The organism is Nocardia nepalensis (genome assembly GCF_048910785.1).
Classification (GTDB): domain Bacteria; phylum Actinomycetota; class Actinomycetes; order Mycobacteriales; family Mycobacteriaceae; genus Nocardia; species Nocardia nepalensis.
On record NZ_JBKBET010000041.1, the window covers coordinates 185,286 to 208,466 of the forward strand.

Sequence of the window (23,181 nt, forward strand, 5' to 3'; positions counted from 1 at the left end):
TTACGCCACCGACCGGACCGGAACCTGGTGCCGCGCGCCGAATCGGCGGAAGCGAGCGCGCCGCTCGGTCGCGAGGTCTTCCCCACTGCGCCCGGTCAACTCCCGCAGGTTCGCCACCAGCGCCCGGTGCAGCTGATTCGCCGCCGCCAAGGGCGCACTACCGACATCGTCACCGGGTTCGGGCAGCACGGCGTCGACTACGCCCAGCCGCAGCAGCTCGCCGGCCGTAAGCGACAGCGCGGCAGCCGCTTTCGGCGCGGCGGCCGCCTCGTTCCAGACGATGGCCGCGCACCCCTCCGGGCTGATCACCGAGTACGTGCCGTTCGCGAATATCAGCACCCGATTGGCCACACCCAAGGCCAGCGCACCACCGCTGCCGCCCTCGCCGATCACCACGCTGATCACCGGCACCCGCAGCGCCGACATCAGCCGGATATTCTCCGCGATCACCACCGCCTGCCCCTGCTCCTCGGCGGTCGCACCGGGATAGGCCCCCGGAGTGTCGATCAGAGTGATCACGGGCAGCCCTAGCTTCTCGGCAAAACGCATGAGCCGCGCGGACTTTCGGTATCCCGCCGGCGTCGGCATGCCGAAGTTGCGCGCCATCATCTCCTTCGGCTCATGGCCCTTCTGGTGTCCGATCACTACGACCGGCTGATCACCCAACCAGGCGGTGCCACCGACAATGGCCGGGCAGTCCCCCGAGATACGGTCCCCGCGCAACTCGTGGAAGCCGTCGAAGGCGAGGGCGAAATAGTCGAGCGCGGTCGGCCTGCTCGGTGTCCGCGCGCGCCGGACCTGGGTCCAGGGATCGCTGTCGGCGACCCGAGCCGGGTCGGTGATGGTTCCCGCGTCCAGTTCGGTCACCGCACCGCCGGTCGGGTCGACCGGACCGGCGATTCGCAGCAGGGAACCGAGCGCCTGCCGCAGCCCCGCGCGCGGCACGATCATATCGATCAGCCCACGCTCCAAGAGGAATTCGGCGGTCTGGAACTTCGGCGGCAGCTCCTGGCGGATGGTCTGCTCGATCACCCGGCGCCCCGCGAAACCCAGCCGCGCGCCCGGTTCGGCGATCAGCACATCCGACAACGTCGCGAACGAGGCCGCCACACCGCCATAGGTCGGGTCGGTGATCAGGGTGATGGTGAGGATCCCGGCGCGGTCCAACTGTTCCAGTGCCGCACTGGTTTTCGCCATCTGCATCAGCGACAGCGGGCCCTCCTGCATCCGCGCACCGCCGGATGCGGTGACGATGAGCAGTGGGATCCGTTCGGCGAGCGCGGTTTCCGCGGCCGCGGTAATCATCTCCCCAACGGCGGTACCCAAACTGCCACCGAGGAAACGGAAATCCATCGCCGCAATGATCACCGGATTGCCGTCTATCGAGGCGAGCGCGCACAGTACGGCATCGTGCATGCCGGTGCGCGCCCGCGCGGCGGCCAGCCGGTCCGGGTAGGGCTTGGTATCGGTGAAGCTCAGCGGGTCCTCGTCGGTAGGAATGACGGCGAGCGGTTCGTAGCGGCCCTCGTCGGCGAGCTGGGCGATGCGCTGTTCGGCGGTGATCGGGGTATGTCTGCCGCATTCACCACAGACGCCGAGGTCGCGGGCGAACCGCTTGCCGTACAGCGGAATCAGACAGGCCGGGCAGAGCACCCAGTCCGCGGCACCGTCCAGGCCGTGTGCTGACTTCATCACGCATGTCTCCTGTGCTCGGGGAACGGGTGATCGATCCGGACCTCGCTGTCGGTCGATCACTGAGCACAGCCTGCGCGCGCCCGCTAGAGAACAGCTCGACTCCGGCGCTCGAGTCAGGTTCGAGGATCGCCTTCGATGCTTGGTGCCACGATCGAAGGGAGATAACGCCATGAACCCCAACACATCCGGTGGTGCGGCATGAGCCGCCGCGTTGTCGTCACCGGCCTCGGTGTCCGCGCGCCCGGCGGTTCGGGCAAGGACGAGTTCTGGAAGCTGCTGTCCGAAGGCCGCACCGCCACGCGCCGGATTTCGTTCTTCGACCCCGCACCGTACCGATCGCAGGTGGCGGGCGAGGCCGACTTCGACCCGGTTCAGGAGGGGCTCTCGCCCAGGGAAATTCGCCGCATGGACCGGGCGGTGCAGTTCGCCGTGGTGTGCGGACGCGAGGCGGTGGCCGATAGCGGCATCGATATCGGGTCGCTGGATCCGCACCGGCTCGGCGTGAGCCTCGGCAGCGCGGTCGCCGCGGCCACCAGCCTCGAGCAGGAGTATCTGGTGTTGTCGGACTCCGGCAAGAACTGGCTGGTCGACCAGACCTACCTGTCCCCGCACATGTTCGACTACATGGTGCCCAGCGTGATGCCGGCCGAGGTCGCCTGGAGCGTTGGCGCCGAGGGCCCGGTCGCCATGGTCTCCAACGGCTGCACATCCGGCCTGGATTCGGTCGGCCATGCGGTGCAGTTGATTCGCGAGGGTTCGGCCGATGTCATGCTGGCCGGGGCCGCCGATACCCCGATCACGCCGATCGTGGTGGCCTGCTTCGATGCGATCAAGGCGACCACCTCCCGCAATGACGATGCCGAACACGCCTCCCGGCCGTTCGACAACTCGCGCAACGGCTTCGTCCTCGCCGAGGGCGCCGCGATGTTCGTGCTGGAGGAGTACGAGAGCGCGCGCAAGCGCGGCGCACACATCTATGCCGAGATCACCGGCTACGCCACGCGGTGCAATGCCTACCACATGACCGGTCTCAAGGCCGATGGTCGCGAGATGGCCGAGGCGATCCGGGTCGCGCTGGACGAATCGCGCATCGACCCCACCGGCGTGGACTACATCAATGCGCACGGTTCGGGCACCCGGCAGAACGATCGGCACGAAACCGCCGCGGTGAAGCGCAGTCTCGGCGATCACGCCTACGCGACACCGATGAGCTCGATCAAGTCGATGGTCGGACATTCGCTCGGTGCGATCGGTTCGGTCGAGATCGCCGCGTCCCTGCTGGCACTCGAATACCAGGTGGTGCCGCCGACGGCGAATCTGCACGAGGCCGATCCGGAATGCGATCTGGACTACGTGCCGCTCACCGCGCGCGAGCACCGCATGGACACCGTGCTCACCGTGGGCAGCGGGTTCGGCGGCTTCCAGAGCGCGATGGTGTTGCGCAAACCGCAGGAGGTGGCGGCATGATTTTGGTGACCGGAATGGGTGTGCTCGCGCCGAACGGCCAGGGCGCCGAACGCTTCTGGGATGCGGTATTGGCGGGTCGCGGTGGTATCGCGCCGCTCACCCGGTTCGACGCGAGCAACAGCAGCGCTCAATTGGCCGGGCAGGTCGCCGATTTCGACGCGGCCGAACATCTGCCGAGCCGATTGCTGCCGCAGACCGACGTTTCCACCCGGATGGCGCTGGTTGCCGCGCAATGGGCTCTCGACGACGCCAAGGTCGATACGGCGGCGCTGACCGACTACGACATGGGCGTGGTCACCGGAAATGCCTCCGGCGGTTTCGAATTCACCCATCGGGAGTTCAACAAGCTGTGGTCGCGCGGTTCCGAGCATGTGAGCGTCTACGAATCGTTCGCCTGGTTCTACGCGGTGAACACCGGACAGATCTCGATCCGGCACGGCATGCGCGGACCGAGCAGCGCGCTGGTCGCAGAGCAGGCGGGCGGGTTGGACGCGGTCGGGCATGCCAGGCGCACGGTACGTCGCGGAACCCCGCTGGTGGTCACCGGCGGGGTGGATTCGGCGCTGGATCCGTGGGGCTGGGCCTCGCATCTGGCCAGTGGCGCGGTCAGCACCACGCCCGTACCGGAACGCGCCTACCTCCCCTTCGATATCGAGGCAGCCGGATATGTACCCGGTGAGGGCGGGGCGATGCTGGTGGTCGAGGACGCGACGGCGGCCCGAGCCCGCGGTGTGCCGAAGGTGCACGGCGAGATCGCGGGGTACGCCTCGACATTCGACCCGCCGCCGGACTCCGGGAAGCCCTCGGGCCTGCGCCGGGCCGCCGAACTCGCACTCGCCGACGCCGGTGTGCAGCCGGGCGATATCGATGTCGTCTTCGCCGACGCGGCCGGTGTGCCCGACCGCGATCGGGACGAGGCGGCGGCCATCGAAGCCATCTTCGGCGCCGACGGCGTCCCGGTCACGGCGTCGAAACCGCTGACCGGACGGTTGTTCTCGGGTGCGGGCCCGCTCGACATCGTGACCGCGCTGCTGTCCATCCGCGATTCGGTGATCCCGCCGACCGCCTACACCACCACACTCGCCGAGGACTACCGGATCGATCTGGTTCTCGGCGCACCCCGGCCCGCCACCGTCGGCGGCGCCCTCGTCCTGGCGCGTGGCCGTTGGGGTTTCAACTCCGCGGTCGTCGTACGCGCCGTCGATCAAACCTAGGGAGCCGATCATGACCATGACCATCACCGAATTACGCCGGATCCTCGTGGAATGCGCGGGCGGCGACGATATCGCCGAGGATATCGCCGGCCTCGACTTCGAACAGCTCGGCTACGACTCCCTGGCGCTCATCGAGACGGCCTCGCGGATCCAGCGCGATTTCGGCGTGATGATCCCGGAAGAGCAGCTCATCGACGTCAAGACGCCACAGGAGTTGATCGATATCGTCAACAGCCAATTACCGGGTGCGGCATGAATACCCAGGTGATGAGCCATTCCAAGGTGGTGCAAGCACCGCCCGAGGTCGTCTACGCCCTGGTGGCCGATGTGACCAAGTGGCCGGTGATCTTCGCGCCGAGCGTGCTGGTGCGCCATCTGCACCGCGGCGCCGATGAGGAGCGGTTCCGGTTGTGGGCCACCGTCAATGGCGAGGTGAAGAACTGGACCTCCCGGCGGGTGCTCGATGCGGCGCAACGCCACATCGCATTCGAGCAGGAACGCAGTCAGGCGCCGTTCGCGTCCATGGGCGGCGCCTGGACATTTCGTGAAATCGACTCCAGCACAACGAAGGTCATACTCGATCATCGCTTCACGGTGGTGGACGGCGTCGATCCGGATGTGGTCGCCGGCGCGGTGGATCGCAATAGCGAAACCGAACTGGCCGCGCTGGTGCGCATCGCGGAGCTCGGCCATCCGGTCGAGGATGTCGTGCACACCTTCGAAGACACCGTCACGCTGAATATTTCGGCGGCCGAGGCCTACGACTTCGTCTACCACAGCCAGCGCTGGCCCGAACACGTCCCGCATGTCGGCCGGATCGAGCTCACCGAGGACGACGAGGGAGTGCAGCTGATGGAGATGGATACCGTGACCGCAGGCGGTATCCCACACACGACCAGATCGGTGCGCGTCTGCTTCACCAACGAGCGCATCGACTACAAACAACTGCTGCCACCGGCCATGCTCTTCGGACACAGTGGCGCATGGGAGTTCGCGGACGGACCCGACGGCGCATCGGTGACGGCACGGCACACCGTGGCGATCAATCCGGTCGCCGCCCGCGAAATCCTCGGGGCCGATACCGATCTCGCCGACGCACGCGCATATCTCACCGATGCGCTCTCGACCAACAGCCGCAACACGCTGCTGTGCGCCGTGCGGTATGCCGAGTCCGTGAAGTCACCGACATGACAGCCACCGAACTACCGCAGGTGGCCGGGGCCCCGGTCGTGCGCGAAATCGCCGACCGGGTCTACGCGTACACGCACAGTCGCGGCGGCTGGTGTGTCAGCAATGCGGGCGTGCTGGCGGGTCCGGATGGCGCGGTGGTGATCGACACGCTGGCGACTGAGGGACGCACCCGCGCGCTTGTCGAATTCGTCGATGGGCTCGATATCGGCCCCGCCAGAACGATTGTCAACACCCACCACCACGGCGACCACAATTTCGGCAATCACCTGTTCGGCCCCACCGCGGTCGTCATCGGCCACGACCGGATCCGCCCGGAGATGATCGAGACGGGACTCGCCCTGACCAAACTGTGGCCGCAAGTGCAGTGGGGCGATGTGCGGGTCACGCTGCCCAGCATCACCTTCAGCAGCCGGGTCACGCTGTATATCGGCGAACGACGTGTCGAGCTCATCCACCTCGGACCGGCCGCGCACACCACCAATGATGTGGTGGCGTGGCTGCCCGAGGAAAAGGTGCTCTTCGCTGGGGATCTGGTGATGTCGGGTGCCGCGCCGTTCTGCCTCATGGGATCGGTCATCGGATCGATCAGCGCGATCAGGAGGCTGGCCGCACTGGGCGCGGAGACCGTGGTGTCCGGGCACGGTCCGGTCACCGGACCCGAAATCTTCGACCAGACACTGCGATATCTGCGGTGGGTGCAGGATCTGGCCGCCGAGGGAAGGTCCCTGGGCCTGACCCCGTTGGCGATCGCACTCGAGGCCGATCACGGCGAATTCGCCGACCTGGTCGACGAGGAACGCATTGTCGGCAATCTGCATCGGGCCAACGCGGAGTCGGCGGGCGGTCCGCTCGGCGAACCACTCGATGTGCTGTCGATATTCGATGAGATGATCGTGTACAACCACGGGCGGGTGCCGACATGTCTAGCGTGACAACCGAATCGGTGCAGGTCTGCGTCGTCGGCGGCGGACCGGCCGGGCTGATGACCGGTCTGCTGTTGGCTCGCTCCGGCGTGGAAGTGCTTGTGCTGGAAAAGCATCCGGATTTCCTGCGGGACTTCCGCGGCGACACGGTGCATCCCTCCACGCTGCGGGCCATGGACGAGCTCGGACTCGCGACGGAGTTCCTCGCGCTACCGCACGTCGAACTGCCGCAGCTGCCGATGGCCACCGCGAGCGGTCCGGTTGTCTTCGCCGACTTCCGCACTCTCCCAGGCCGTTTTCCTTTCGTGGCGTTCATGCCGCAGTGGGATGTGCTCAACTTCCTCGCCGACGCGGGCAGGCGGTATCCGGGCTTTCGGCTCATCCAGCAGGCCGAGGTCACCGAGCTGATCCAGGAGGACGACACGGTGGTCGGCGCGCGAGTTCACACACCGCAGGGCCCCTTCGAGGTGCGATCGAACTTGGTGATCGCCGCGGACGGGCGCAATTCGATCGTGCGCGGCCTACTCGAGGTCGCGGCCAGCGCTGCACCCATGGACGTGCTGTGGTTCCGCGTCAGCAAGCCCGAGGGCGAACGGCTACCCACCGTGCGCAGCGGCAAGGGGTTCTTCATCGTCTGCATCGACCGCGGCGACTACCTCCAGGTCGCGTACATGATCCCGAAGGGCGGATTCGCGACCGTCAAGGCGGCCGGAATCACCGAATTCCGCGCCGGACTCGCCGCGATCTATCCCAGCCTGACCGCGCACCTGGCGGCGGAGATTCGCACCTGGGACGATGTGAAACCCCTTGACGTGCGGGTGGATCGGCTGCGCCGGTGGTATCGGCCCGGTCTGCTCGCCATCGGCGACGCGGCCCATGCCATGTCGCCCGCGGGCGGGGTCGGCATCAATCTCGCGGTGCAGGATGCGATCGCGGCCGCCCGCCTGCTCGCACCCATCCTCGGCACCGGTGCTCGACCGAGCATCGCGCAGCTGCGCACGGTCCAGAGCAGGCGCGAATTCCCCATGCGGGTAGTCCAATTCGCCCAGCTGCGACTGCTATCGGATCTGTATCCGAATGCCGGACGCCCGGGCACCGACAAACCACTGCTCGTGCGGCTGCTGCGCCGCTTCCCCCGCCTGCCGCGGCTGGTGGCCCGCGTGATCGGACTCGGCATCCGGCCCGAGCAGGTGCCGCCTGCGGGCGCGGTCGCCGGAACACTCACTGCCCTACCGAAATTCAGGGAGAACTGATCGTGTCGAACTATCTGCTCGTCCACGGGGCGTTCCACGGCGGCTGGGTCTGGCAGCGGGTGACACCGCTGCTCGAGGATGCCGGGCATCGCGTGCTGGCGCCGTCCCTGGTCGGCCTCGGCGATCGCGCCGACCAGCTTACCCCCGAGGTCGGCCTCGACACCCACGTCGAGGATCTGGTCGGCCTGCTCACCTTCGAGGACCTCACCGATGTCATCCTGGTCGGCCACAGCTATGCGGGCATCGTGGTGACCGCCGTGGCCGACGCCGTGCCCGAGCGCATCGCCGAACTCGTCTATATCGACACCTTCGTCCCACGCGACGGTGAGGCGGTCGCCGACATCATGCCCGGCATGGTCGAGGCCTTCACCGCCGCGGCCGACGCGCACGGTGACGGTTGGCGGGTGCCGCCGCAGACCGAGCCGATGGGCGATGGTGGGCTCTACGGCGTCACCGAGGAACCCGACCTCAGCTGGGTGGCCTCGATGCAGACCCCGCAGTCGCTGGAAACCTTTCGGCAGCGCATCCTGCTGACGAATCCCGAAGCGCTGGCAGCGATTCCGGTGACGCACGTGCATTGCAGCGAGGGCGGCGAGGATTTCAAGGCCATGCGCGCCGCGATGCCGCGCACCCTGCCGCCCGCCGACCTGCCACCCGAGCGCCTGCACGTGCTGCCGACCGGGCACGACTGCATGATCACCATGCCGCGCGAATTGGCCGGGCATCTGCTGGCTTTGGCGCCGCGACCGGCGCCGACCGGTCTCGTTTAGCACAGAACACCGTAGGTCGCCGCGACGGTGAACCCGTGGTCTCCGGCCGCACAGGTCACGGTGCCCTGATAGCCGACGCCGCAGGTGGTGCCGCCCAGGGAGACCTTTTGCCCTTCCGACAGCACCTGCGCGCCGTCCGGGTAGGTGAAGATCGGTTTGTCGGCGGTCGGGAAGTGGGCTGGCTCCCGTTAGCGATGAGACCGCTCGACGACCATTACGTGTTGATGACGAATTCGCGTGCCGTCCAGGCGAATCCGCTCAAAACTGCGCCGAGTCGAAAGCGGCACGGGCCGCGAGCACCTCGCTGAGATGTTCGCTCGACCAATCCACAATGCTCATGAAGACCGGCGTCAGCGTCACCGCGAGCGGGGTGGCCTCGTACTCGACGCGCGGCGGCACCTCAGCATGGTAAGTGCGGGCTACCAGGCCATCGCGTTCCAACTGACGCAGACGCTGGGTCAGCACCTTGGGGGTGAGGCCCGGAATGCGCTGCTGGAGTTCGGTGAAGCGCAGGCGGCCGTCGTGGGTCAGCACCCAGAGCACCTGGGTGGACCAGCGGCCGAAAACGAGGTCGATCACCGGGGTGATCGGGCAGGGATCGACGGTTGTGGACCCACCCGTCATCGAATCGCTATGCGATGCCGCATTCATTTGTTTCTCCCAGCGAGTCACTTTCCACTTGGTAACTACTATACTTTGGAAAGTACTGTGAAACCAGGGGTCGCGAGCGAGCAGGACCGCTAGCGAAAACCGAAGGGAGCACAGTCATGACGACGATTTCCGTGGACGGACGCATCGATCTGCCGCGCCGCTCCGGCGAACGGCCGCACACCAGGGCGCACAATCCGCACCAGCAGCTCACCCAGCTGGCGCCACCGGATCTACAGGAGACCCTGTGGTCGCGAATGACCACGCTGAACGGGGTGCTGCTCGGGCGCAGCGGCGTTTCGCTGCCCGATACCCGTGCGCTGCATCTGCGGCCGACAATTGCCAAGGGACCGGGTGAGGCGTACCTGGTCGGCACCGAATTCGCACATCTGCACGGACACGGCGACGGCAGCCTGCACATGTGCCTGCCGAACGATATTGCGGCCGAGGCGATCGCGCAGGGCTGGGCGGAGCTGCATCCGATGGCACGCCAGCGGTTCCTGCCGCAGACGCTGGTAATGGTCTACGGGCCACGGGATCTCGATGAGCTCGAGGTCGCCTGGCGGCTGGTGCGGCTCAGCCACCGGTTCGCGCGCGGGGTGGCTACAGCGTGATTAGAGCGGCCGCCGCCATCGTGGGAGTCATGAACGCGACCGATCTCGTCGGAACCTGGGAATTGATGTCCTACTTCGACATCGACGAAAACAATGCGACCAGCACTGGGCCACTGGGCGATTCACCGCGCGGCCTGCTGATCTACGGCGCGCACGGCTATATGTCGGTGAGCATGATGCGAACCGACGGGGCCACGGGCACACCACCGTTCATGGGCTATGCCGGAACCTGGCGCCGCCGCGGCACGGAAATGGTGCACGCGATCACCGTGTGCTCCAATCCGGCCTGGGCCGATACCGAACAGGTGCGTCAGATGTCGCTGAACGGCGACGTGCTGACGCTGATCGGGGCCGCCCAGGTCGGCGGGCGGACGCAGCGCCGGGTGCTGACCTGGCGCCGCGCCTACCCACAGGCCTGAAAACCCCCGTCATTCCGGAGAATACGAGAACAGGGGCTCATCGAATTGGACCGGATCGTTGTTTTCCTTGAGTATTTCGGTGATCACGCCACTGGCCTGCGCGGTCACCGGGATCATCAACTTCATCGCCTCCACGATGGCGATCTGCTGTCCGGCCGTGACCCGGTCGCCCACCTCGACGAAGGGGTCCGCGCCTGGCTCGGAGCTGCGGTAGAAGACCCCGACACTCGGTGCGCGGAAGACGGCACCGAGTGGCGGATCATCCTGTGCGGCAGGGCTTTCGACCGATCCTCCCGCCACTTCGACCGTTCCACCGGCAACCGGGGCCGCGACGACCGGTGCGGCCGAGACCTGCCATTCGGCCTCGATCGTCACCTCACCCACCTGGACCCGCAACGCACTCGGCTGGTGCGGAAAGCCCGCGAGCAGTTGCAGCGCGCCGGTCTGGATGGCCTCGAGAACCCGCAGATACTCGTCGTGCCCGGTGGCGCCGTCGAGCGCGCCCGATGTGTTCTGCTCCACTGCGGTCATTGTCCCCGCCTCTCAGTAATTGCCAAGTCCGCCACAGACATTCAGCGCCTGCGCGGTGACCGCGCCGGCGCCGGGACCGATCAGGTAGTCGACCATCGCCGCCACCTCGAACGGCTGCACGTAACGCCCGATCGGCACCCGCGCGCTCACCCTGGCGTGCACCTCATCGGTGTCGACACCCCACAGGCCCGAGTACACCTCCCGAACCCGTTCCGCCATCGGGGTTTCCACGAAACCCGGGCATACCGCGTTCACCGTGATCCCGGTCTTGGCCAGTTCCAGTCCGAGCGCCTTGGTGAACCCGACAACGCCGTGTTTGGAGGCCGAGTACGGCGCACCGTGCACGACGCCCTGTTTGCCGCCGGTGGAGGCGATGTTCACGATGCGGCCGCTGCCGCGCTCGAGCATGCCGCCCGCGGTCAGCACCGCCTTGGTCGCCAGGAAGACGCTGTTGAGGTTGGTATTGATGACGTCGAACCACAGCTCGTCGGTGACCTTCGCGGTGACACCGCCGCCGCTGCGGCCCGCATTGTTGACCAGGATGTCGATCGGGCCGTACCGGCGTACCCCCGCGTCGACGTAGTCGCGGATCTGCGCGGCATCGACGACATCACAGACCGTGCCGTCGACCTCATGCCCGTCATCCTGCAGGCGCTTCACCGTATCGGTCACCTTTTGCTGATCGCGAGCGCAGATGAACACCGCGATGCCCTGGGCCGCCAGGCTTTTGGTGATTTCCAGGCCCATACCGCTGGTCGCTCCGGTGACCAGCGCGACGCGCTGATTTTCCGCCATGACTCCTCCATCGGTCTTTCCGTACTCGCCGGGCTGTTCGACCTCCAGACTCGCCGCGGGACCTATAGCCCGGGTCAACCCGCGCCCGGCTCGAGCCAGTCTCGAGCGGTATCGGCGACCGTTGCGTGCAGCCGCGCCCCGCCGCAACCAAGGAGCCACCATGACCACCGTCGCCAGCCGCACCGAGTTGTACGCCGAGGTCCAGCAGTTCTACGCCGATCAGATGCAGCGGCTGGACAATCGCGACATCCCGGGCTACGCCGAAACCTTCACCGAGAACGCGGAATTCGAGCACACTCCGGGTCGGCCACCGGCCCGGACCAGGGCGGGCATCATCTCGGACCTGGTCGAATTCCACAAGCGTTTCGAGGCCGACCCGATGCAGCGCAGGCACTGGTTCAACATGATCAACCTGCAGCCGCAGGACGACGGAACCATCGTCTCCACGGCCTACTGCCTGGTGGTCAAGATCCGGCCGAACAGCAAGCCCGAAATCGCGCCGAGCTGCGTCGTGCACGACGTGCTCGTCCGCGTCGACGGCAATCTGCGCACGCTGTCCCGGCGCGTAGCCCACGACTGATTCCGCTGTCCCCGACCATATTTCGAGGAGAACCACGTGAACACCGTGCAGCCAGAAACCCTGCTCACCCTTGCCGCCGAGGCCCAGGACCTGTTGTTCCGGGAGGCGCGCACCGCGAACACCTTCACCGACGCACCGGTCACCGACGACCAGATCCGCGACATCTACGAACTGGTCAAATACGGCCCGACATCGATGAATCAGCAACCGCTGCGCATCGTGCTGGTCCGCAGCCCCGAGGCACGGGCCCGCCTGGTCACCCACATGATCGAGGGCAACAAACCGAAGACCGCCGCCGCACCCCTGACCGCAATCCTGGCCGCCGACTTGAACTTCCACGAAAACCTGCCCAAGGTCTTCCCGCACGCCCCCGAGGCCAAGGACTACTTCGTCGACCCCGGCTACCGCGCCGAATCCGCCCGCTTCAACGCGCTGATCCAGATCGGCTACTTCATCCTCGGCATCCGAGCCGCGGGCCTGGCCGCGGGCCCGATGAACGGTTTCGACGCCGCCGCCCTGGACCAGGACTTCTTCCCCGAGGGCAACCACAATTCACTGGTGGTGGTCAATATCGGCCTCCCCGGCCCCGACGCCTGGTTCCCCCGCTCCCCCCGCCTGACCTACGACGAGGTCGTCACCACGGCATAGCTGCATTGCCGACGAGTGGCACGGCTTGCATCGCATCTCGTTCGCCACTCGTCGGCGATGACCGACAGCCCACCACAGGCTGATGTTATTTGCCCAGCCGCCACGTCAGGATGATCAGCGAGACGTCCACTGCCCACACTGCCACACCGACCAGCCACTGGCGGCCGATCGGCCAGCGTCGTATCAATGCCAGGACGACGAGCGAAATGCCCAATAAACCGGCGGCGAGGCACAGCACCGTCATCGCTGGATACTTCGACATCGCACCGAAGATCATCAGAATGATGGCGAAAACCGCCGCACCCTCGAGCGCCTTGGTCCGCACCGCCGCTTCGGCCAGTGCGACTGCTCCCCGGCCTATCTGTCGTGCGAACTGACCGCGGGACAACGATTCTCGACTGCCGAACTCACTTGGCGATGGATTGCTCTGATCGTGTTCCGCGGCCATCTCGGCTCCTCCAGAACTCGGGCTACAGGTCCTCATACGGAAGGGCGTGCGCAGTCGGGGTCGCCGGATACCGCTGCCCGTACCGCATCCCCGTGCTCCGTACGCATTTTGTCCAGGTGACTCAATAGCAATCCGGAATTGGACGACTTTCCGCTGAAGAGTGCCGCCCAGGTCTCTCCGCCCGAGACGAGGCCGGCGGCGGCCTGCATATCCGCTCCGAGCTCACCGGACTGCGCCTTCGTCTGGAGTTTCTGCAAGACGTCGGCGGGTACCTCGTTGGCACCCTTGAATACTGCGAGTTGCTGATCCGCCTGCTCGATGGCCGTCTTGACCTTTTCCAGCGCGGTCGCCATCCGAGACGCGAAATCAATAGGGTTCGTCGCTGCCATGGTGATCCTCAGACGGAGGGCGCGGCCGGTAGGGCTTCGCTATTGAATGCGGAATTAGACGCTTTGATGAAATCCACGATGGTCTTCAGCATGAGAATGAAGACGTTCAGTGCCGTGTAGGCCTTCCAGACGGTCTTGATGCCCTCTTTCACCGTTTTGATCAGCTTCCACTGGCCCCACAGCGGGATGGCTGCGCAGGTCCATGCGGCGCTGAGGAATTGGACAACCGTCAGCACGATGTCGACCAGAACCTGCGCGAGCGAGATCGCCTGGGTCACGGAGTCTTTGAGATACTTCGACATCTGGTCCATCGCCGATTTCTGGTTGGTCAGCGCCCCGTCCCATCTGCGGAAATAGTCTGCCTCAGCTGTCGATGCCTTCCCGGACCATGTCTTGTTGATATTTGTTTCCCCGTCGCTGAGGTTCTTGCGAACGGTCTCGATGCATTCCGCCAGGTGTTGCCAGGCGGACGCCTGGGTCGCTGCCTTGCCGACATCACCGGCAATGAAATCGGTGATTTCCTTTCGAATATCCGGTCCGCCGACCCAGGAGATCAGCTCGCATACTCTGTCGTAGATGATCCCGAGCGAGACCTCGGGTAGCTGCTCGTTGTTGTTCGTTGGCGTGACCAATGCGGCCGAACCCGAGCCGAGGTCCCTGAATTCATTGGTTTTCGCGCCGTCGTCGTTGATGGAGATCGTATCGTCCAACCCGGCGATCGACTTCGCCCAGTTCTGGTCTCGCTGGTGATACTCATCAGCCGCATAGATCAGTGCGTTACGCGTCTTGTCCATGCTGTCGCCATCCACCGATAGGGTATTGTGAACCTTCGGCAGAATATTTCCATACTCGCCTGTGATGGTATCGAGAATTCTTCCGAAGTTCGAATCGTTGACGTTCTTTTTCGCATAGTCGGTTGCCGCGGAAAGATCAGTGCCCGCGCGCCCGACCTGATCGGCCCAACTCCTAAGGTCGTCAACATCGACCGAGAATGTCATTCGCCCTCCCAAACTGACATCGAATGCGGCGCAACACCTTTGGAGCACAGCCCCGCCATGCAGAGATTAGTCGAGGGAATTTCGGTTGTCTATCCACTCTTTCATCTTCCAGCGTCAGCGGGCAGGGCAGGGTTCCGGCGTTGTTGATCAGCAGCTATTCGACCTGCTGTTTTGGTGTTCGTCGCTCGGGCAACGACCGACAGCCCACCACAGGCTGCGGTAAACCGCATCGAGTGGGCTCAGCCCAGGGCGCGGGTGAATCCCTCGACGAGTTCGTCGACCTGGTCGTCGGTCATTACGAATGACGGCGAGATCTGCATTGCGCCCTGGCCTGCCGCTCGTCCCGAAATACCGTGTACGCGAAGGGTCTTCACGAGCGGCAGCGCTTCGGAGGGGTCGGCGAGCTGGATCGCGGCGACCGCGCCGAGACCGCTGCGGACCTCGGCGACTCGCGGGTGGTCCGCGAGTGGGGCAAGCTTGGTGTCCAGAGTGGATTCCAGGCGCTTCGCCTCGTCCAGCAAACCCTCGCGTTCGACAATGGCGAGGTTGGCCAGGGCCGCGGCGGCGGCTCCGGCGTGGCCGCCGTAGGTGTAGCCGTGCCGCCACCAGACGCCGCCGCTGAAGAAGGGGTCGGCGATGTGGGGGGCGATGAAGACCGCGCCCATGGGGACGTAGCCGGAGGTGAGGCCCTTGGCGGTGGTCATGAGGTCGGGTTGGAGGTCGAAACGGGTTGCGGCGAACCAGGATCCGCCGATGCGGCCGAAACCGGTCACGACCTCGTCGATGACGAAGAGGATGTCGTGGTCGCGGCAGATGCGGCGGACCTCGGCGAGGTAGCCCTGCGGCGGCAGGTACACCCCGCCCGCGCCGATGATGGGTTCGCAGAAGAAGGCGGCGATGCGCTCCGCGCCGATCTCCTCGATGAGCGCGAGCAGCGCCTTCGCATCGTCCCATGCGACGGTGCGGGCATCGGGCATGAGCTCGCCGTAGCCTTCCCGATTGACCGGGATGCCTGCCAAAGCCGTTCCCGCGACGTGCATTCCGTGATACGCGCGCTGACGTCCGACCACGATGGTCTTATCCGGGCGGCCCAGCTCGTGCCAGTAGCGGCGGGCGAGTTTCGCGGCGGTGTCCACCGAATCCGAGCCGCCGGAGGTGAAGAAGATCTTGCTGCCGGGCACCGGTGCGATGCTCGCCAGCTTCTCCGCCAATTCCTGGGTGGCGGGTTCGGTGAAGTCACCGAAGTTCGAGTAGTGCGCGACGGTACGCAGCTGCGCGGCGACCGCGTCGGCGATCTCGGCACGACCGTGCCCGACATTGGTGAACCACAGACCGGCCGTCGCGTCCAGATACCTGGTACCGGCCTGGTCGTAGATGTAGGCACCCTCACCACGCGCGACAACGAACGCGCCATCGCGTTCGACGGCGCCCATATCGGCGAACCCGTGCCATAGCGCACCCATTTGACTTCCTCCCACGCTTGCTTAAGGGATTCCAACCCGTAAGAGTTGGGGTTCCTGCTTCACGGACCGGCTGGCGCCGAGGTCTCCACAGGCTGTCACGGCCAGCCCGGCCGCGAGAATGTTGCGGGCCGCGTTCACGTCCGCGTTTTCGCTGTACCCGCAGCCGGTACACCGGAACCGTGCTTGGCTCTCACGCGATTCGGGGTCCACGCTGCGGCAGCGCGAGCACGTTTGCGACGTGTACGCGGCCGGGACTTTGACAATCGTAGTACCCGTGTAACGGGCGGCGCTGTTCAGGGCGAGCTCGAAGGCGTGCCAGCCCTTGTCGAGGATCGCTCGGTTCAAGCCGGCCTTAGCCCGGACATGCACACCCGGCTGGTCGAGTGTGCCCCGGGCCGTGCGCGTCATGTTCCGCGTCCTCAAATCCTCTAACACCACCAGCGCGTAACCGCCGGTGAGCCGGTTCGCGGTCCAAGCGAGGAAGTCGGTACGGCGGTCGCGTTCCCTCCGCTTCAGTTTCCTCATAGCGGCGTTCGTCTTACGACGATTACCCGAACGCTTCCGCTGCCGAGCCAACCGTTGCTGCAATCTCCGATACCGACGCTCCTCACCGGGAGTACGGAACCGGCGGTCACGCATCACGCCGTCCGACCGCGCCACACCCACCGCGACCCCCCTGTCCACGCCAACTACAGCGTCCGGGTGTGCGTGCTGACCGGGGGTGGCGCACCCATCCTCGACGAGGAACGTGACATACCAGTGCTGGCCGTCGCGCTTCACCGTCGCCGACCGGATTGTGCCACCGAGCGCGCGGGACCACCGCAACCGCACCCACCCGAACTTCGGCAGCCGCACTCGACCCGAACGGCGGTTCAGCCGCTCCACAACGATCTGCTTTGGATCCGGAAACCGAAACGACGGTGACCAACCACGGCCCGAACGCCATCGAACCCGGAAGGTCCCACGCTCCCGACAAGCCCGATCCAGGTCCATCAGCGTCTGCTGCAACACATGCGACGGCGCGTCTTTCAGCCAGGGGTGCTCCCGCTTCGCCTCTACAAGTTCACCGGCTTGGGCCGCGTAGTTGATCCAGGCGCCACGGCGACGGTATTCGCGGCGTTGCTCGAGGCCGGTGTTCCATACCGCCCGACATATAGAACCGACCTGCTCGGCGTATTCGGCCTGTTCACAGGTGAGTTCGAGACGATACCGGCGGCCAACGAGCATTCGGATCACCGGGTCTTCTGCTGCTCGACGTAGCGTTGCGCAGTCTCGAACTCGACCAGCCAAGCTCCATTTTCAATGACGACTTCGTTGATGATCTGCACATGAAATGCACACTGGAACACCGCGTTTGAGTTGCTGCGCAGCGTCACGGCCACCCCGACACTATACGACCTCCAACTACATATCGCTCACATGTTCGATTCGATGCGCCTACCCCATGGCTAAAGCCGCGAGTCTGCTCACCACGTTTCCACCTTGACTCGACAACTCCGTAGCTTCGTCGGTGCCCGCTCATCCACATCACGTCGTCGGTCGCTCAGCTCACCAAGGGCAGCGACGCCTACGGCGAGTAGGGGCGAAGACGCCCGTAAGAATGACCAAGCCGATGATGAGGGAGCCGCAGCCCTGTTCACGGGGGCTAATACACAGGTACAGGTACGGGCGCCAATCGACGATCGGGCCGCGGATAAGGGTGTATGCGCCGTAGGCGGCCGGGTAGATGAGCCAGCCGCCGATGACTGCGCGGGTATGCCGAGGGTCAGGATCCAGTCCAGGACCACGACGATCGGGAGAATGCGGTGCAGGACGTCATTGATCCACTGTCAGTGAGCATGGCGTCGACCTCGGCGAGCAGCACGGCATAGACGACGCCGGTGATCAGCAGATAGAGGGCAGCGGCGTCGCGGATCACCTGCCAGCGGCGCGTACGCGGGTCGCGCACGGCCCCGATCAGCAGAACTATGACGCCGAGCACATTGGATTAGATGGTGAAGTGGCTGAAGTAGCTGGCCGCGGAGAAGCCGTTGCGGATCGGTATCCAGACCATGCCATGATGCCGGGTACGGCAAAGGCGAAGCGCGCGATACGAATCAACCGTTGAGCGGTACCGGCTGTCATCATCGGATCTTCCCACATCAGTACCGCTGCGATCGGTGGACCGAGCCGGTCGACAAATGGTGTCACCACCCGGATTGAGGGTGTGCGCACTGGATCCTCGCGCCCGGCTCGGATTCGACGCATCCGTTTCGCTACCCTGGTGAACGCAATGACCAGGACAGCCGATGCGAATCTCCGCGAGCTCCGAACCCGCCTGGCCGCCGTAACGCTCCGCGATGAACACCGGTTGCGCCGAAGCCTGGACCGGGCCCGCGGCGGCGATCTCACCGGCATCACGGCCGAGATCGCGGCGGCCGAGCAGCGCGTCGAGGCCCGCCGCGCCGCGGTACCCGAAATCCGCTATCCCGAGCAGCTGCCCGTCTCCGCGCGCCGCGACGATATCGCCAAGGCGATTCTGGAAAACCAGGTCGTGATCGTCGCGGGCGAGACCGGATCGGGTAAGACCACCCAGATTCCGAAGATCTGTCTGGAGATCGGCCGGGGCATTCGCGGCACGATCGGGCATACCCAGCCACGACGCTTGGCCGCGCGCACCGTCGGCGAGCGCATCGCCGAAGAGTTGGGCACCGAACTGGGCGATATCGTCGGCTACACGGTGCGTTTCACCGACCAAGCCTCCGATCGCACGCTCATCAAGCTGATGACCGACGGCATCCTGCTCGCCGAAATCCAGCGCGACCGGCTGCTGCGCCGCTACGACACGATCATTATCGACGAGGCGCACGAGCGCAGCCTCAATATCGACTTCCTGCTCGGCTATCTGAAGCAATTGCTCCCGCGCAGACCGGATCTCAAGGTGATCATCACCTCGGCAACCATCGATCCGGAGTTGTTCGCGCGGCACTTTTCGGACGAATCGGGAACTCCCGCACCGATTGTCGAGGTTTCCGGCCGGTCCTATCCGGTGGAGATCCGGTACCGGCCGCTAGCGCTCGAACTACCCGGCGCCGCCGATGACGACGATGAGGACACCCGGATCGTGGACCGCGACCCGGTCGACGCCATCGGTGACGCGGTACGCGAACTGTTCGCCGAGGGCGACGGCGATGTGCTGGTATTCCTATCCGGTGAACGCGAGATCCGCGACACCGCGGATGCGTTGCGCGACTTGAAGATTCCGCGTACCGAGATCCTGCCGCTCTATGCCCGCCTGTCCACAGCGGAACAGCATCGAGTGTTCGCCCCGCATCCGGGTCGACGAGTTGTCTTGGCCACCAACGTCGCCGAGACCTCGCTGACCGTGCCCGGCATCCGCTACGTCATCGATCCCGGCACCGCGCGCATCTCCCGCTACTCGATGCGCACGAAGGTGCAGCGCCTACCCATCGAAGAGGTTTCGCAGGCCTCGGCCCGCCAGCGTTCGGGGCGCTGCGGCCGCGTCGCCGACGGCATCTGCATCCGCCTGTACTCCGAGGACGATTTCGAATCCCGGCCCGCCTTTACCGAGCCGGAGATCCTGCGGACCAATCTGGCCGCCGTCATCCTGCAGATGACCGCGCTGGGGCTCGGCGATATCGAGAAGTTCCCGTTCGTGGAGGCGCCGGATCGGCGCGCCATTCGCGACGGCATCGCGCTGCTGGAGGAATTGGGCGCGCTCGCCAGGCCCGAGGCCGGCGCCGACGCCGCGGCCGCGCTGACGCTCACCGCTACCGGGCGCGAAATGGCGCAGCTGCCGGTCGATCCCAGGATGGCGCGGATGCTCGTCGAGGCGCACCGCAATGGCTGTCTGGCGGATGTGCTGATCATCGTCGCGGCACTGTCCATTCAGGATGTGCGCGAGCGGCCCGCGGACAATCAGCAGGCCGCCGATGCCAAACATGCGCGGTTCGTGGTCGAGGGCTCGGATTTCCTCGCCTACCTACGGTTGTGGGAGTACCTGACCGAGCAGCGCAAGTCGCTGTCGTCCAATCAATTCCGGCGCATGTGCCGCGAGGAGTTCCTGCATTACCTGCGGATCCGGGAGTGGCAGGATCTGCACGGGCAGTTGCGAACCATCACTCGGGGGCTCGGGTGGTCCGGCGAAGGCTCGGATGGGGACGAAACCAGCTCGCGCCGTAAGCGATCCGGCGGGACCGCCCTGGCCGCTCGGGCGGGAGATTCGAGCGGCGGACAGCGCGGGGCCGACTCATCTGGCGCTGGAACGAACCGTCGTGGGAGCGGACGGGGCGGCCGCGCACGCGATAACGCCGCATCGAGATCGCAGGCGACGCAACGCGGACGCGGTGCCGATACCGCGGAGGAACTCGAAAGCGATGGCACCCCATGGGATTCGACCGCCATCCACCAGGCACTGCTGGCGGGCATGCTCTCCCACATCGGCGTCCGCGAGGCGGAATCCCGCGAATTCCTCGGTGCGCGCAATGCCAAGTTCATGATCTTCCCCGGTTCCTCGCTGGCGAAGAAGCCGCCCCGCTGGGTGATGGCCGCCGAACTCGTCGAGACCTCCCGGCTCTGGGGCCGGATGGCGGCGCGAGTAGAACCCGAATGGGCCGAGCGGCTGGCCGGGGATCTGGTGAAACGCACCTACTCCGAGCCGCATTGGTCATCCAAACGCGGCGCGGCGCGGGCGTATGAGCGGGTCACACTGTACGGCGTGCCGCTGGTCGTCAGCCGCGCCGTCGATTACGGCCGCATCGATCCGGAGCTGTCGCGTGAACTGTTCATCCGCCATGCCCTGGTTCAGGGTGAGTGGCAGACCCGCCACGAGTTCTTCCATCGCAATCGCGAACTCCTCGACGACGTAGCCGATTTGGAGCATCGCGCCCGCCGCCGTGACATCCTGGTCGACGACGAGGTGCTCTTCGAGTTCTACGACAAACGCCTGCCCGCCGATATCGTCTCGGTGCGCCATTTCGACAGCTGGTGGCGCACTGCCAAGCGCAAAGACCCTGGGCTGCTCGACTTCTCGACCGACACCGTGGTCAATGACGCGGCGGCGGTGCTCGACCCGACCGACTTCCCCGACGCCTGGCGCCAAGGTGAGCTGAGCTTCCCGCTCACCTATCAGTTCGAGCCCGGCAATGACGATGACGGTGTCACGGTGCGGATCCCGGTCGAACAACTGGCGCATGTGCGCGCCGTCGGCTTCGACTGGCTGGTCCCCGGCATGCGCGAAGAGTTGGCCACCGCACTGATCAAGACACTGCCGAAGGCCCTGCGCCGCACCGTCGTTCCCGCACCCGACTTCGCGGCGGCCGCCCTCGCCGCGCTCACCCCGCGCGCCGAACCCCTGCGCGCCGGCTTGGCCAGGGAACTGTCGCGCCTCGGTTCGGTCACCATCGCCCCGAGCGATCTCGACCCGACCGCGCTCCCCGACCATCTGCGCATAACCTTCGCGGCGATCGACGCCGGCGGCCAGACCCTGGCGCGCGGCAAGAATCTCACCCAGTTGAAGACCAAACTGTCCGAGCAGGTTTCGGCCTCGGTCGCCCGCGCGACCGCGGGTGCGGAGCGAGCCCCGGCCACGGTGTGGACCTCGGAATCTCTGGGGACGGTCGAACCGACCGTGCGCAGCGAGGTCGCCGGCCAGACGGTCACCGGTTATCCGGCATTGGTCCCGGAGGGCGAGGGTGTCGCGGTCCGCGTGCTCAGCTCCCCCGCCGAGCAGGCGGCCGCCATGCGCGCGGGCACACGTGCATTGGTGTTGGCCGCGATTCCCACCTCGGTCCGCACCGTCACCGCGAGTCTGCCGCCGCGGGATCGTCTTGCGCTGAGCCAGAATCCCTACGGCTCGCTCGACGCACTCGTCGAGGACTGCCGCGCCGCCGCCGCGGACGAACTTATCGCCGCCGCCGGTGGCCCGGTGCGCAATCCGGGCCAATTCGACGCATTGGTCGCGAAGATACGTCCCGAATTCGTCTCCGCCGTGGCGCGCATAGTGCGCTTGGTGGTGCCGGTTCTGGCCGGGGCGCACGAAGTTTCGTCCGCCCTCGCCGATACCTCCGAACGCGATATCGCCGACGATGTGCGCCAGCAGCTCGACGATCTGATCTTCCCCGGATTCATTTCGGAATGGGGCAGCGCGCGTCTGCGCGAACTCCCCCGTTACCTCCAGGCCGCCCGCACCCGCCTCGAATCGCTTCCCGGATCCGCGGTCCGCGACCGCCAGGGCATGGTCGAGATCGACCGCGCCCTCACCGCCTACGATCGCCTCGTCAACGCCCTACCCGAAACCCGCAAACACGCCCCCGACGTCACCGAAATCTGGTGGATGATCGAGGAATTCCGCGTCAGCCTCTTCGCGCAGAAACTCGGCACCCCCTACCCCGTCTCCACCAAACGCATCGAAAAGGCCATCGCCGCCATCCGTCGCTGACGGCCCGTCACAAACGCATGGCTCACTAGGCGCGCCAGTTCTGCGGCCACGACCGAGCGTGGGCGCGGCGCCACATGCCCGCGGGGCATCTGCCGCTGACCAAAAGGTCAGTCGGCGCTCGCCGCGACCGTCGCTTCCTCGCGATGCTTGCGCAGGTTCGCGATTTCGCGTTCGAAGTCATCGGCGGAGGTGAAGGAGCGGTACACCGAGGCGAAGCGCAGGTAGGCCACCTCGTCCAGGTCGCGCAGCGGGCCGAGGATGGCCAGGCCGACCTCGTGGCTTGGGACCTCCGGGGAACCCTTGGCCCGCACCGCGTCCTCGACCTGCTGGGCGAGCAGGTTGAGAGCGTCTTCGGCGACCTCGCGGCCCTGGCAGGCGCGGCGCACACCGCGGATGACCTTTTCCCGGCTGAACGGTTCGGTCACGCCGCTGCGCTTGACCACCGATAGGATGGCGGTCTCGACCGTGGTGAATCGTCTCCCACACTGCGGGCAGGAACGCCGGCGGCGGATGGCCGCGCCTTCCTCGGCCTCACGCGAGTCGACGACCCGCGAGTCGGGGTGTCGGCAGTAGGGGCAATGCATCCGAGAGATCCTTCGTCGATGCGCGCGCCCGCGTCCGAATCGGCTCCGGTTCGGCGGTCCGATCCGGCGAGCACGTGTACAGGGGTCTAGACCTATACGTCCATATCGGTTC

At 66.0% G+C, this 23,181-nt stretch carries 25 protein-coding genes and 1 pseudogene; 12 read left to right on the forward strand and 14 right to left on the reverse strand.

The features are described from left to right. The gene (gene accA, locus ACHQ4I_RS40695) at positions 1-1,692 is read right to left on the reverse strand and encodes an acetyl-CoA carboxylase carboxyl transferase subunit alpha (RefSeq protein ID WP_420777251.1); all 1,692 of its coding nucleotides are present in this window, start codon (positions 1,690-1,692) and stop codon (positions 1-3) included. A 201-nt stretch (positions 1,693-1,893) separates the two neighbouring features. On the opposite strand from accA, the gene ACHQ4I_RS40700 reads away from it, so the two are divergent. Genes ACHQ4I_RS40700 through ACHQ4I_RS40730 form a run of 7 tightly spaced genes read left to right on the forward strand, consistent with a single transcriptional unit; the run spans position 1,894 to position 8,513 of the window. After that, positions 1,894-3,162: a beta-ketoacyl-[acyl-carrier-protein] synthase family protein gene (locus tag ACHQ4I_RS40700; protein ID WP_420777252.1), complete on the forward strand. Its 1,269-nt coding sequence runs from the start codon at positions 1,894-1,896 to the stop codon at positions 3,160-3,162. After that, positions 3,159-4,376 carry a ketosynthase chain-length factor gene (locus ACHQ4I_RS40705; protein ID WP_420777253.1) on the forward strand — a complete coding sequence of 406 codons (1,218 nt, stop codon included), beginning with the start codon at positions 3,159-3,161 and terminating at the stop codon, positions 4,374-4,376. Before ACHQ4I_RS40700 ends, ACHQ4I_RS40705 begins: the two co-directional genes overlap by 4 nt. 10 nt (positions 4,377-4,386) lie before the next feature. Then, positions 4,387-4,632: an acyl carrier protein gene (locus tag ACHQ4I_RS40710; RefSeq protein ID WP_420777254.1), complete on the forward strand. Its 246-nt coding sequence runs from the start codon at positions 4,387-4,389 to the stop codon at positions 4,630-4,632. Next, complete coding sequence (locus ACHQ4I_RS40715; RefSeq protein WP_420777255.1) at positions 4,629-5,567, forward strand: aromatase/cyclase; 939 nt, start codon at positions 4,629-4,631, stop codon at positions 5,565-5,567. The genes ACHQ4I_RS40710 and ACHQ4I_RS40715 overlap by 4 nt, the downstream gene beginning before the upstream one ends. Next, positions 5,564-6,499: an MBL fold metallo-hydrolase gene (locus tag ACHQ4I_RS40720; protein WP_420777256.1), complete on the forward strand. Its 936-nt coding sequence runs from the start codon at positions 5,564-5,566 to the stop codon at positions 6,497-6,499. The genes ACHQ4I_RS40715 and ACHQ4I_RS40720 overlap by 4 nt, the downstream gene beginning before the upstream one ends. Then, on the forward strand, positions 6,487-7,743 hold the full coding sequence (locus ACHQ4I_RS40725) for an FAD-dependent oxidoreductase (protein WP_420777257.1): 1,257 nt from the start codon (positions 6,487-6,489) through the stop codon (positions 7,741-7,743). The genes ACHQ4I_RS40720 and ACHQ4I_RS40725 overlap by 13 nt, the downstream gene beginning before the upstream one ends. A gap of 2 nt (positions 7,744-7,745) precedes the next feature. Then, the gene (locus ACHQ4I_RS40730) at positions 7,746-8,513 is read left to right on the forward strand and encodes an alpha/beta fold hydrolase (protein WP_420777258.1); all 768 of its coding nucleotides are present in this window, start codon (positions 7,746-7,748) and stop codon (positions 8,511-8,513) included. On the opposite strand, the gene ACHQ4I_RS40735 is transcribed toward ACHQ4I_RS40730, so the two are convergent. Beyond that, entirely contained in the window at positions 8,510-8,638 is a 129-nt protein-coding gene (locus ACHQ4I_RS40735) for a hypothetical protein (RefSeq protein ID WP_420777259.1), read from the reverse strand. The two genes, ACHQ4I_RS40730 and ACHQ4I_RS40735, sit on opposite strands and share 4 nt — an antisense overlap. 133 nt (positions 8,639-8,771) lie before the next feature. Beyond that, entirely contained in the window at positions 8,772-9,164 is a 393-nt protein-coding gene (locus ACHQ4I_RS40740) for a winged helix-turn-helix transcriptional regulator (protein WP_420777260.1), read from the reverse strand. A gap of 116 nt (positions 9,165-9,280) precedes the next feature. Between ACHQ4I_RS40740 and ACHQ4I_RS40745 the strand changes: the two genes are divergently transcribed. Both ACHQ4I_RS40745 and ACHQ4I_RS40750 read left to right on the forward strand, forming a co-directional pair. After that, entirely contained in the window at positions 9,281-9,775 is a 495-nt protein-coding gene (locus tag ACHQ4I_RS40745) for a luciferase domain-containing protein (RefSeq protein ID WP_420777261.1), read from the forward strand. A 29-nt stretch (positions 9,776-9,804) separates the two neighbouring features. After that, positions 9,805-10,194 carry a lipocalin-like domain-containing protein gene (locus ACHQ4I_RS40750; RefSeq protein ID WP_420777262.1) on the forward strand — a complete coding sequence of 130 codons (390 nt, stop codon included), beginning with the start codon at positions 9,805-9,807 and terminating at the stop codon, positions 10,192-10,194. A gap of 9 nt (positions 10,195-10,203) precedes the next feature. Here the strand turns inward: ACHQ4I_RS40750 and ACHQ4I_RS40755 are convergent, their stop codons facing one another. Both ACHQ4I_RS40755 and ACHQ4I_RS40760 read right to left on the reverse strand, forming a co-directional pair. Beyond that, positions 10,204-10,725, reverse strand: coding sequence for an acetyl-CoA carboxylase biotin carboxyl carrier protein (locus ACHQ4I_RS40755; RefSeq protein ID WP_420777263.1), 522 nt, complete (start codon positions 10,723-10,725; stop codon positions 10,204-10,206). Positions 10,726-10,737: 12 nt separating this feature from the next. Further along, complete coding sequence (locus ACHQ4I_RS40760) at positions 10,738-11,520, reverse strand: SDR family NAD(P)-dependent oxidoreductase (RefSeq protein WP_420777264.1); 783 nt, start codon at positions 11,518-11,520, stop codon at positions 10,738-10,740. Between the two features lie 160 nt (positions 11,521-11,680). Here ACHQ4I_RS40760 and ACHQ4I_RS40765 point away from each other — a divergent pair, with 160 nt between their 5' ends. Both ACHQ4I_RS40765 and ACHQ4I_RS40770 read left to right on the forward strand, forming a co-directional pair. Then, positions 11,681-12,100 carry a nuclear transport factor 2 family protein gene (locus ACHQ4I_RS40765; RefSeq protein WP_420777265.1) on the forward strand — a complete coding sequence of 140 codons (420 nt, stop codon included), beginning with the start codon at positions 11,681-11,683 and terminating at the stop codon, positions 12,098-12,100. Between the two features lie 36 nt (positions 12,101-12,136). Further along, positions 12,137-12,748, forward strand: coding sequence for a malonic semialdehyde reductase (locus tag ACHQ4I_RS40770; protein WP_420777266.1), 612 nt, complete (start codon positions 12,137-12,139; stop codon positions 12,746-12,748). 85 nt (positions 12,749-12,833) lie between these two features. Here ACHQ4I_RS40770 and ACHQ4I_RS40775 read toward each other — a convergent pair whose 3' ends face one another. From ACHQ4I_RS40775 to ACHQ4I_RS40810, 8 genes and pseudogenes are all read right to left on the reverse strand, one after another. Further along, a complete protein-coding gene (locus ACHQ4I_RS40775) occupies positions 12,834-13,196 on the reverse strand; it encodes a hypothetical protein (protein WP_420777267.1) in 363 nt (120 codons plus the stop codon). 32 nt (positions 13,197-13,228) lie between these two features. After that, positions 13,229-13,585, reverse strand: coding sequence for a hypothetical protein (locus tag ACHQ4I_RS40780; RefSeq protein ID WP_420777268.1), 357 nt, complete (start codon positions 13,583-13,585; stop codon positions 13,229-13,231). An 8-nt stretch (positions 13,586-13,593) separates the two neighbouring features. Further along, positions 13,594-14,583, reverse strand: coding sequence for a WXG100 family type VII secretion target (locus ACHQ4I_RS40785; RefSeq protein ID WP_420777269.1), 990 nt, complete (start codon positions 14,581-14,583; stop codon positions 13,594-13,596). A gap of 239 nt (positions 14,584-14,822) precedes the next feature. Next, positions 14,823-16,046 (reverse strand): aminotransferase family protein, encoded by a 1,224-nt coding sequence (locus ACHQ4I_RS40790; RefSeq protein WP_420777270.1) that lies wholly within the window; start codon positions 16,044-16,046, stop codon positions 14,823-14,825. 21 nt (positions 16,047-16,067) lie between these two features. Next, on the reverse strand, positions 16,068-17,273 hold the full coding sequence (locus ACHQ4I_RS40795) for an RNA-guided endonuclease InsQ/TnpB family protein (protein ID WP_420777271.1): 1,206 nt from the start codon (positions 17,271-17,273) through the stop codon (positions 16,068-16,070). Positions 17,274-17,299: 26 nt separating this feature from the next. Continuing rightward, positions 17,300-17,428 (reverse strand): annotated as a pseudogene (locus ACHQ4I_RS40800) (IS200/IS605 family transposase); the annotation flags it as partial. A 166-nt stretch (positions 17,429-17,594) separates the two neighbouring features. Further along, positions 17,595-17,822 (reverse strand): Pr6Pr family membrane protein, encoded by a 228-nt coding sequence (locus ACHQ4I_RS40805; protein ID WP_420777451.1) that lies wholly within the window; start codon positions 17,820-17,822, stop codon positions 17,595-17,597. Then, the gene (locus tag ACHQ4I_RS40810; protein ID WP_420777272.1) at positions 17,812-17,994 is read right to left on the reverse strand and encodes a hypothetical protein; all 183 of its coding nucleotides are present in this window, start codon (positions 17,992-17,994) and stop codon (positions 17,812-17,814) included. The genes ACHQ4I_RS40805 and ACHQ4I_RS40810 overlap by 11 nt, the downstream gene beginning before the upstream one ends. Before the next feature lie 324 nt (positions 17,995-18,318). On the opposite strand from ACHQ4I_RS40810, the gene hrpA reads away from it, so the two are divergent. After that, positions 18,319-22,485, forward strand: a complete 4,167-nt coding sequence (gene hrpA, locus ACHQ4I_RS40815; protein WP_420777273.1) for an ATP-dependent RNA helicase HrpA — start codon at positions 18,319-18,321, stop codon at positions 22,483-22,485. A 107-nt stretch (positions 22,486-22,592) separates the two neighbouring features. Here hrpA and nrdR read toward each other — a convergent pair whose 3' ends face one another. Further along, positions 22,593-23,069 (reverse strand): transcriptional regulator NrdR, encoded by a 477-nt coding sequence (gene nrdR / locus ACHQ4I_RS40820; protein ID WP_420777274.1) that lies wholly within the window; start codon positions 23,067-23,069, stop codon positions 22,593-22,595. Positions 23,070-23,181 lie beyond the last annotated feature (112 nt).

What these genes read in the sequence shown, in the direction of transcription:
- ACHQ4I_RS40745 (WP_420777261.1), top strand. Translation starts at nt 9,281, where the DNA reads ATGACGACGATTTCCGTGGACGGACGCATCGATCTGCCGCGCCGCTCC.
- ACHQ4I_RS40765 (WP_420777265.1), top strand. Translation starts at nt 11,681, where the DNA reads ATGACCACCGTCGCCAGCCGCACCGAGTTGTACGCCGAGGTCCAGCAG.
- ACHQ4I_RS40705 (WP_420777253.1), top strand. Translation starts at nt 3,159, where the DNA reads ATGATTTTGGTGACCGGAATGGGTGTGCTCGCGCCGAACGGCCAGGGC.
- ACHQ4I_RS40725 (WP_420777257.1), top strand. Translation starts at nt 6,487, where the DNA reads ATGTCTAGCGTGACAACCGAATCGGTGCAGGTCTGCGTCGTCGGCGGC.
- ACHQ4I_RS40755 (WP_420777263.1), bottom strand. Translation starts at nt 10,725, where the DNA reads ATGACCGCAGTGGAGCAGAACACATCGGGCGCGCTCGACGGCGCCACC.
- ACHQ4I_RS40740 (WP_420777260.1), bottom strand. Translation starts at nt 9,164, where the DNA reads ATGAATGCGGCATCGCATAGCGATTCGATGACGGGTGGGTCCACAACC.
- ACHQ4I_RS40795 (WP_420777271.1), bottom strand. Translation starts at nt 17,273, where the DNA reads ATGCTCGTTGGCCGCCGGTATCGTCTCGAACTCACCTGTGAACAGGCC.
- nrdR (WP_420777274.1), bottom strand. Translation starts at nt 23,069, where the DNA reads ATGCATTGCCCCTACTGCCGACACCCCGACTCGCGGGTCGTCGACTCG.
- ACHQ4I_RS40780 (WP_420777268.1), bottom strand. Translation starts at nt 13,585, where the DNA reads ATGGCAGCGACGAACCCTATTGATTTCGCGTCTCGGATGGCGACCGCG.
- hrpA (WP_420777273.1), top strand. Translation starts at nt 18,319, where the DNA reads ATGACCAGGACAGCCGATGCGAATCTCCGCGAGCTCCGAACCCGCCTG.
- ACHQ4I_RS40720 (WP_420777256.1), top strand. Translation starts at nt 5,564, where the DNA reads ATGACAGCCACCGAACTACCGCAGGTGGCCGGGGCCCCGGTCGTGCGC.
- accA (WP_420777251.1), bottom strand. Translation starts at nt 1,692, where the DNA reads ATGAAGTCAGCACACGGCCTGGACGGTGCCGCGGACTGGGTGCTCTGC.
- ACHQ4I_RS40710 (WP_420777254.1), top strand. Translation starts at nt 4,387, where the DNA reads ATGACCATGACCATCACCGAATTACGCCGGATCCTCGTGGAATGCGCG.
- ACHQ4I_RS40760 (WP_420777264.1), bottom strand. Translation starts at nt 11,520, where the DNA reads ATGGCGGAAAATCAGCGCGTCGCGCTGGTCACCGGAGCGACCAGCGGT.
- ACHQ4I_RS40790 (WP_420777270.1), bottom strand. Translation starts at nt 16,046, where the DNA reads ATGGGTGCGCTATGGCACGGGTTCGCCGATATGGGCGCCGTCGAACGC.
- ACHQ4I_RS40700 (WP_420777252.1), top strand. Translation starts at nt 1,894, where the DNA reads ATGAGCCGCCGCGTTGTCGTCACCGGCCTCGGTGTCCGCGCGCCCGGC.
- ACHQ4I_RS40715 (WP_420777255.1), top strand. Translation starts at nt 4,629, where the DNA reads ATGAATACCCAGGTGATGAGCCATTCCAAGGTGGTGCAAGCACCGCCC.
- ACHQ4I_RS40785 (WP_420777269.1), bottom strand. Translation starts at nt 14,583, where the DNA reads ATGACATTCTCGGTCGATGTTGACGACCTTAGGAGTTGGGCCGATCAG.
- ACHQ4I_RS40750 (WP_420777262.1), top strand. Translation starts at nt 9,805, where the DNA reads ATGAACGCGACCGATCTCGTCGGAACCTGGGAATTGATGTCCTACTTC.
- ACHQ4I_RS40775 (WP_420777267.1), bottom strand. Translation starts at nt 13,196, where the DNA reads ATGGCCGCGGAACACGATCAGAGCAATCCATCGCCAAGTGAGTTCGGC.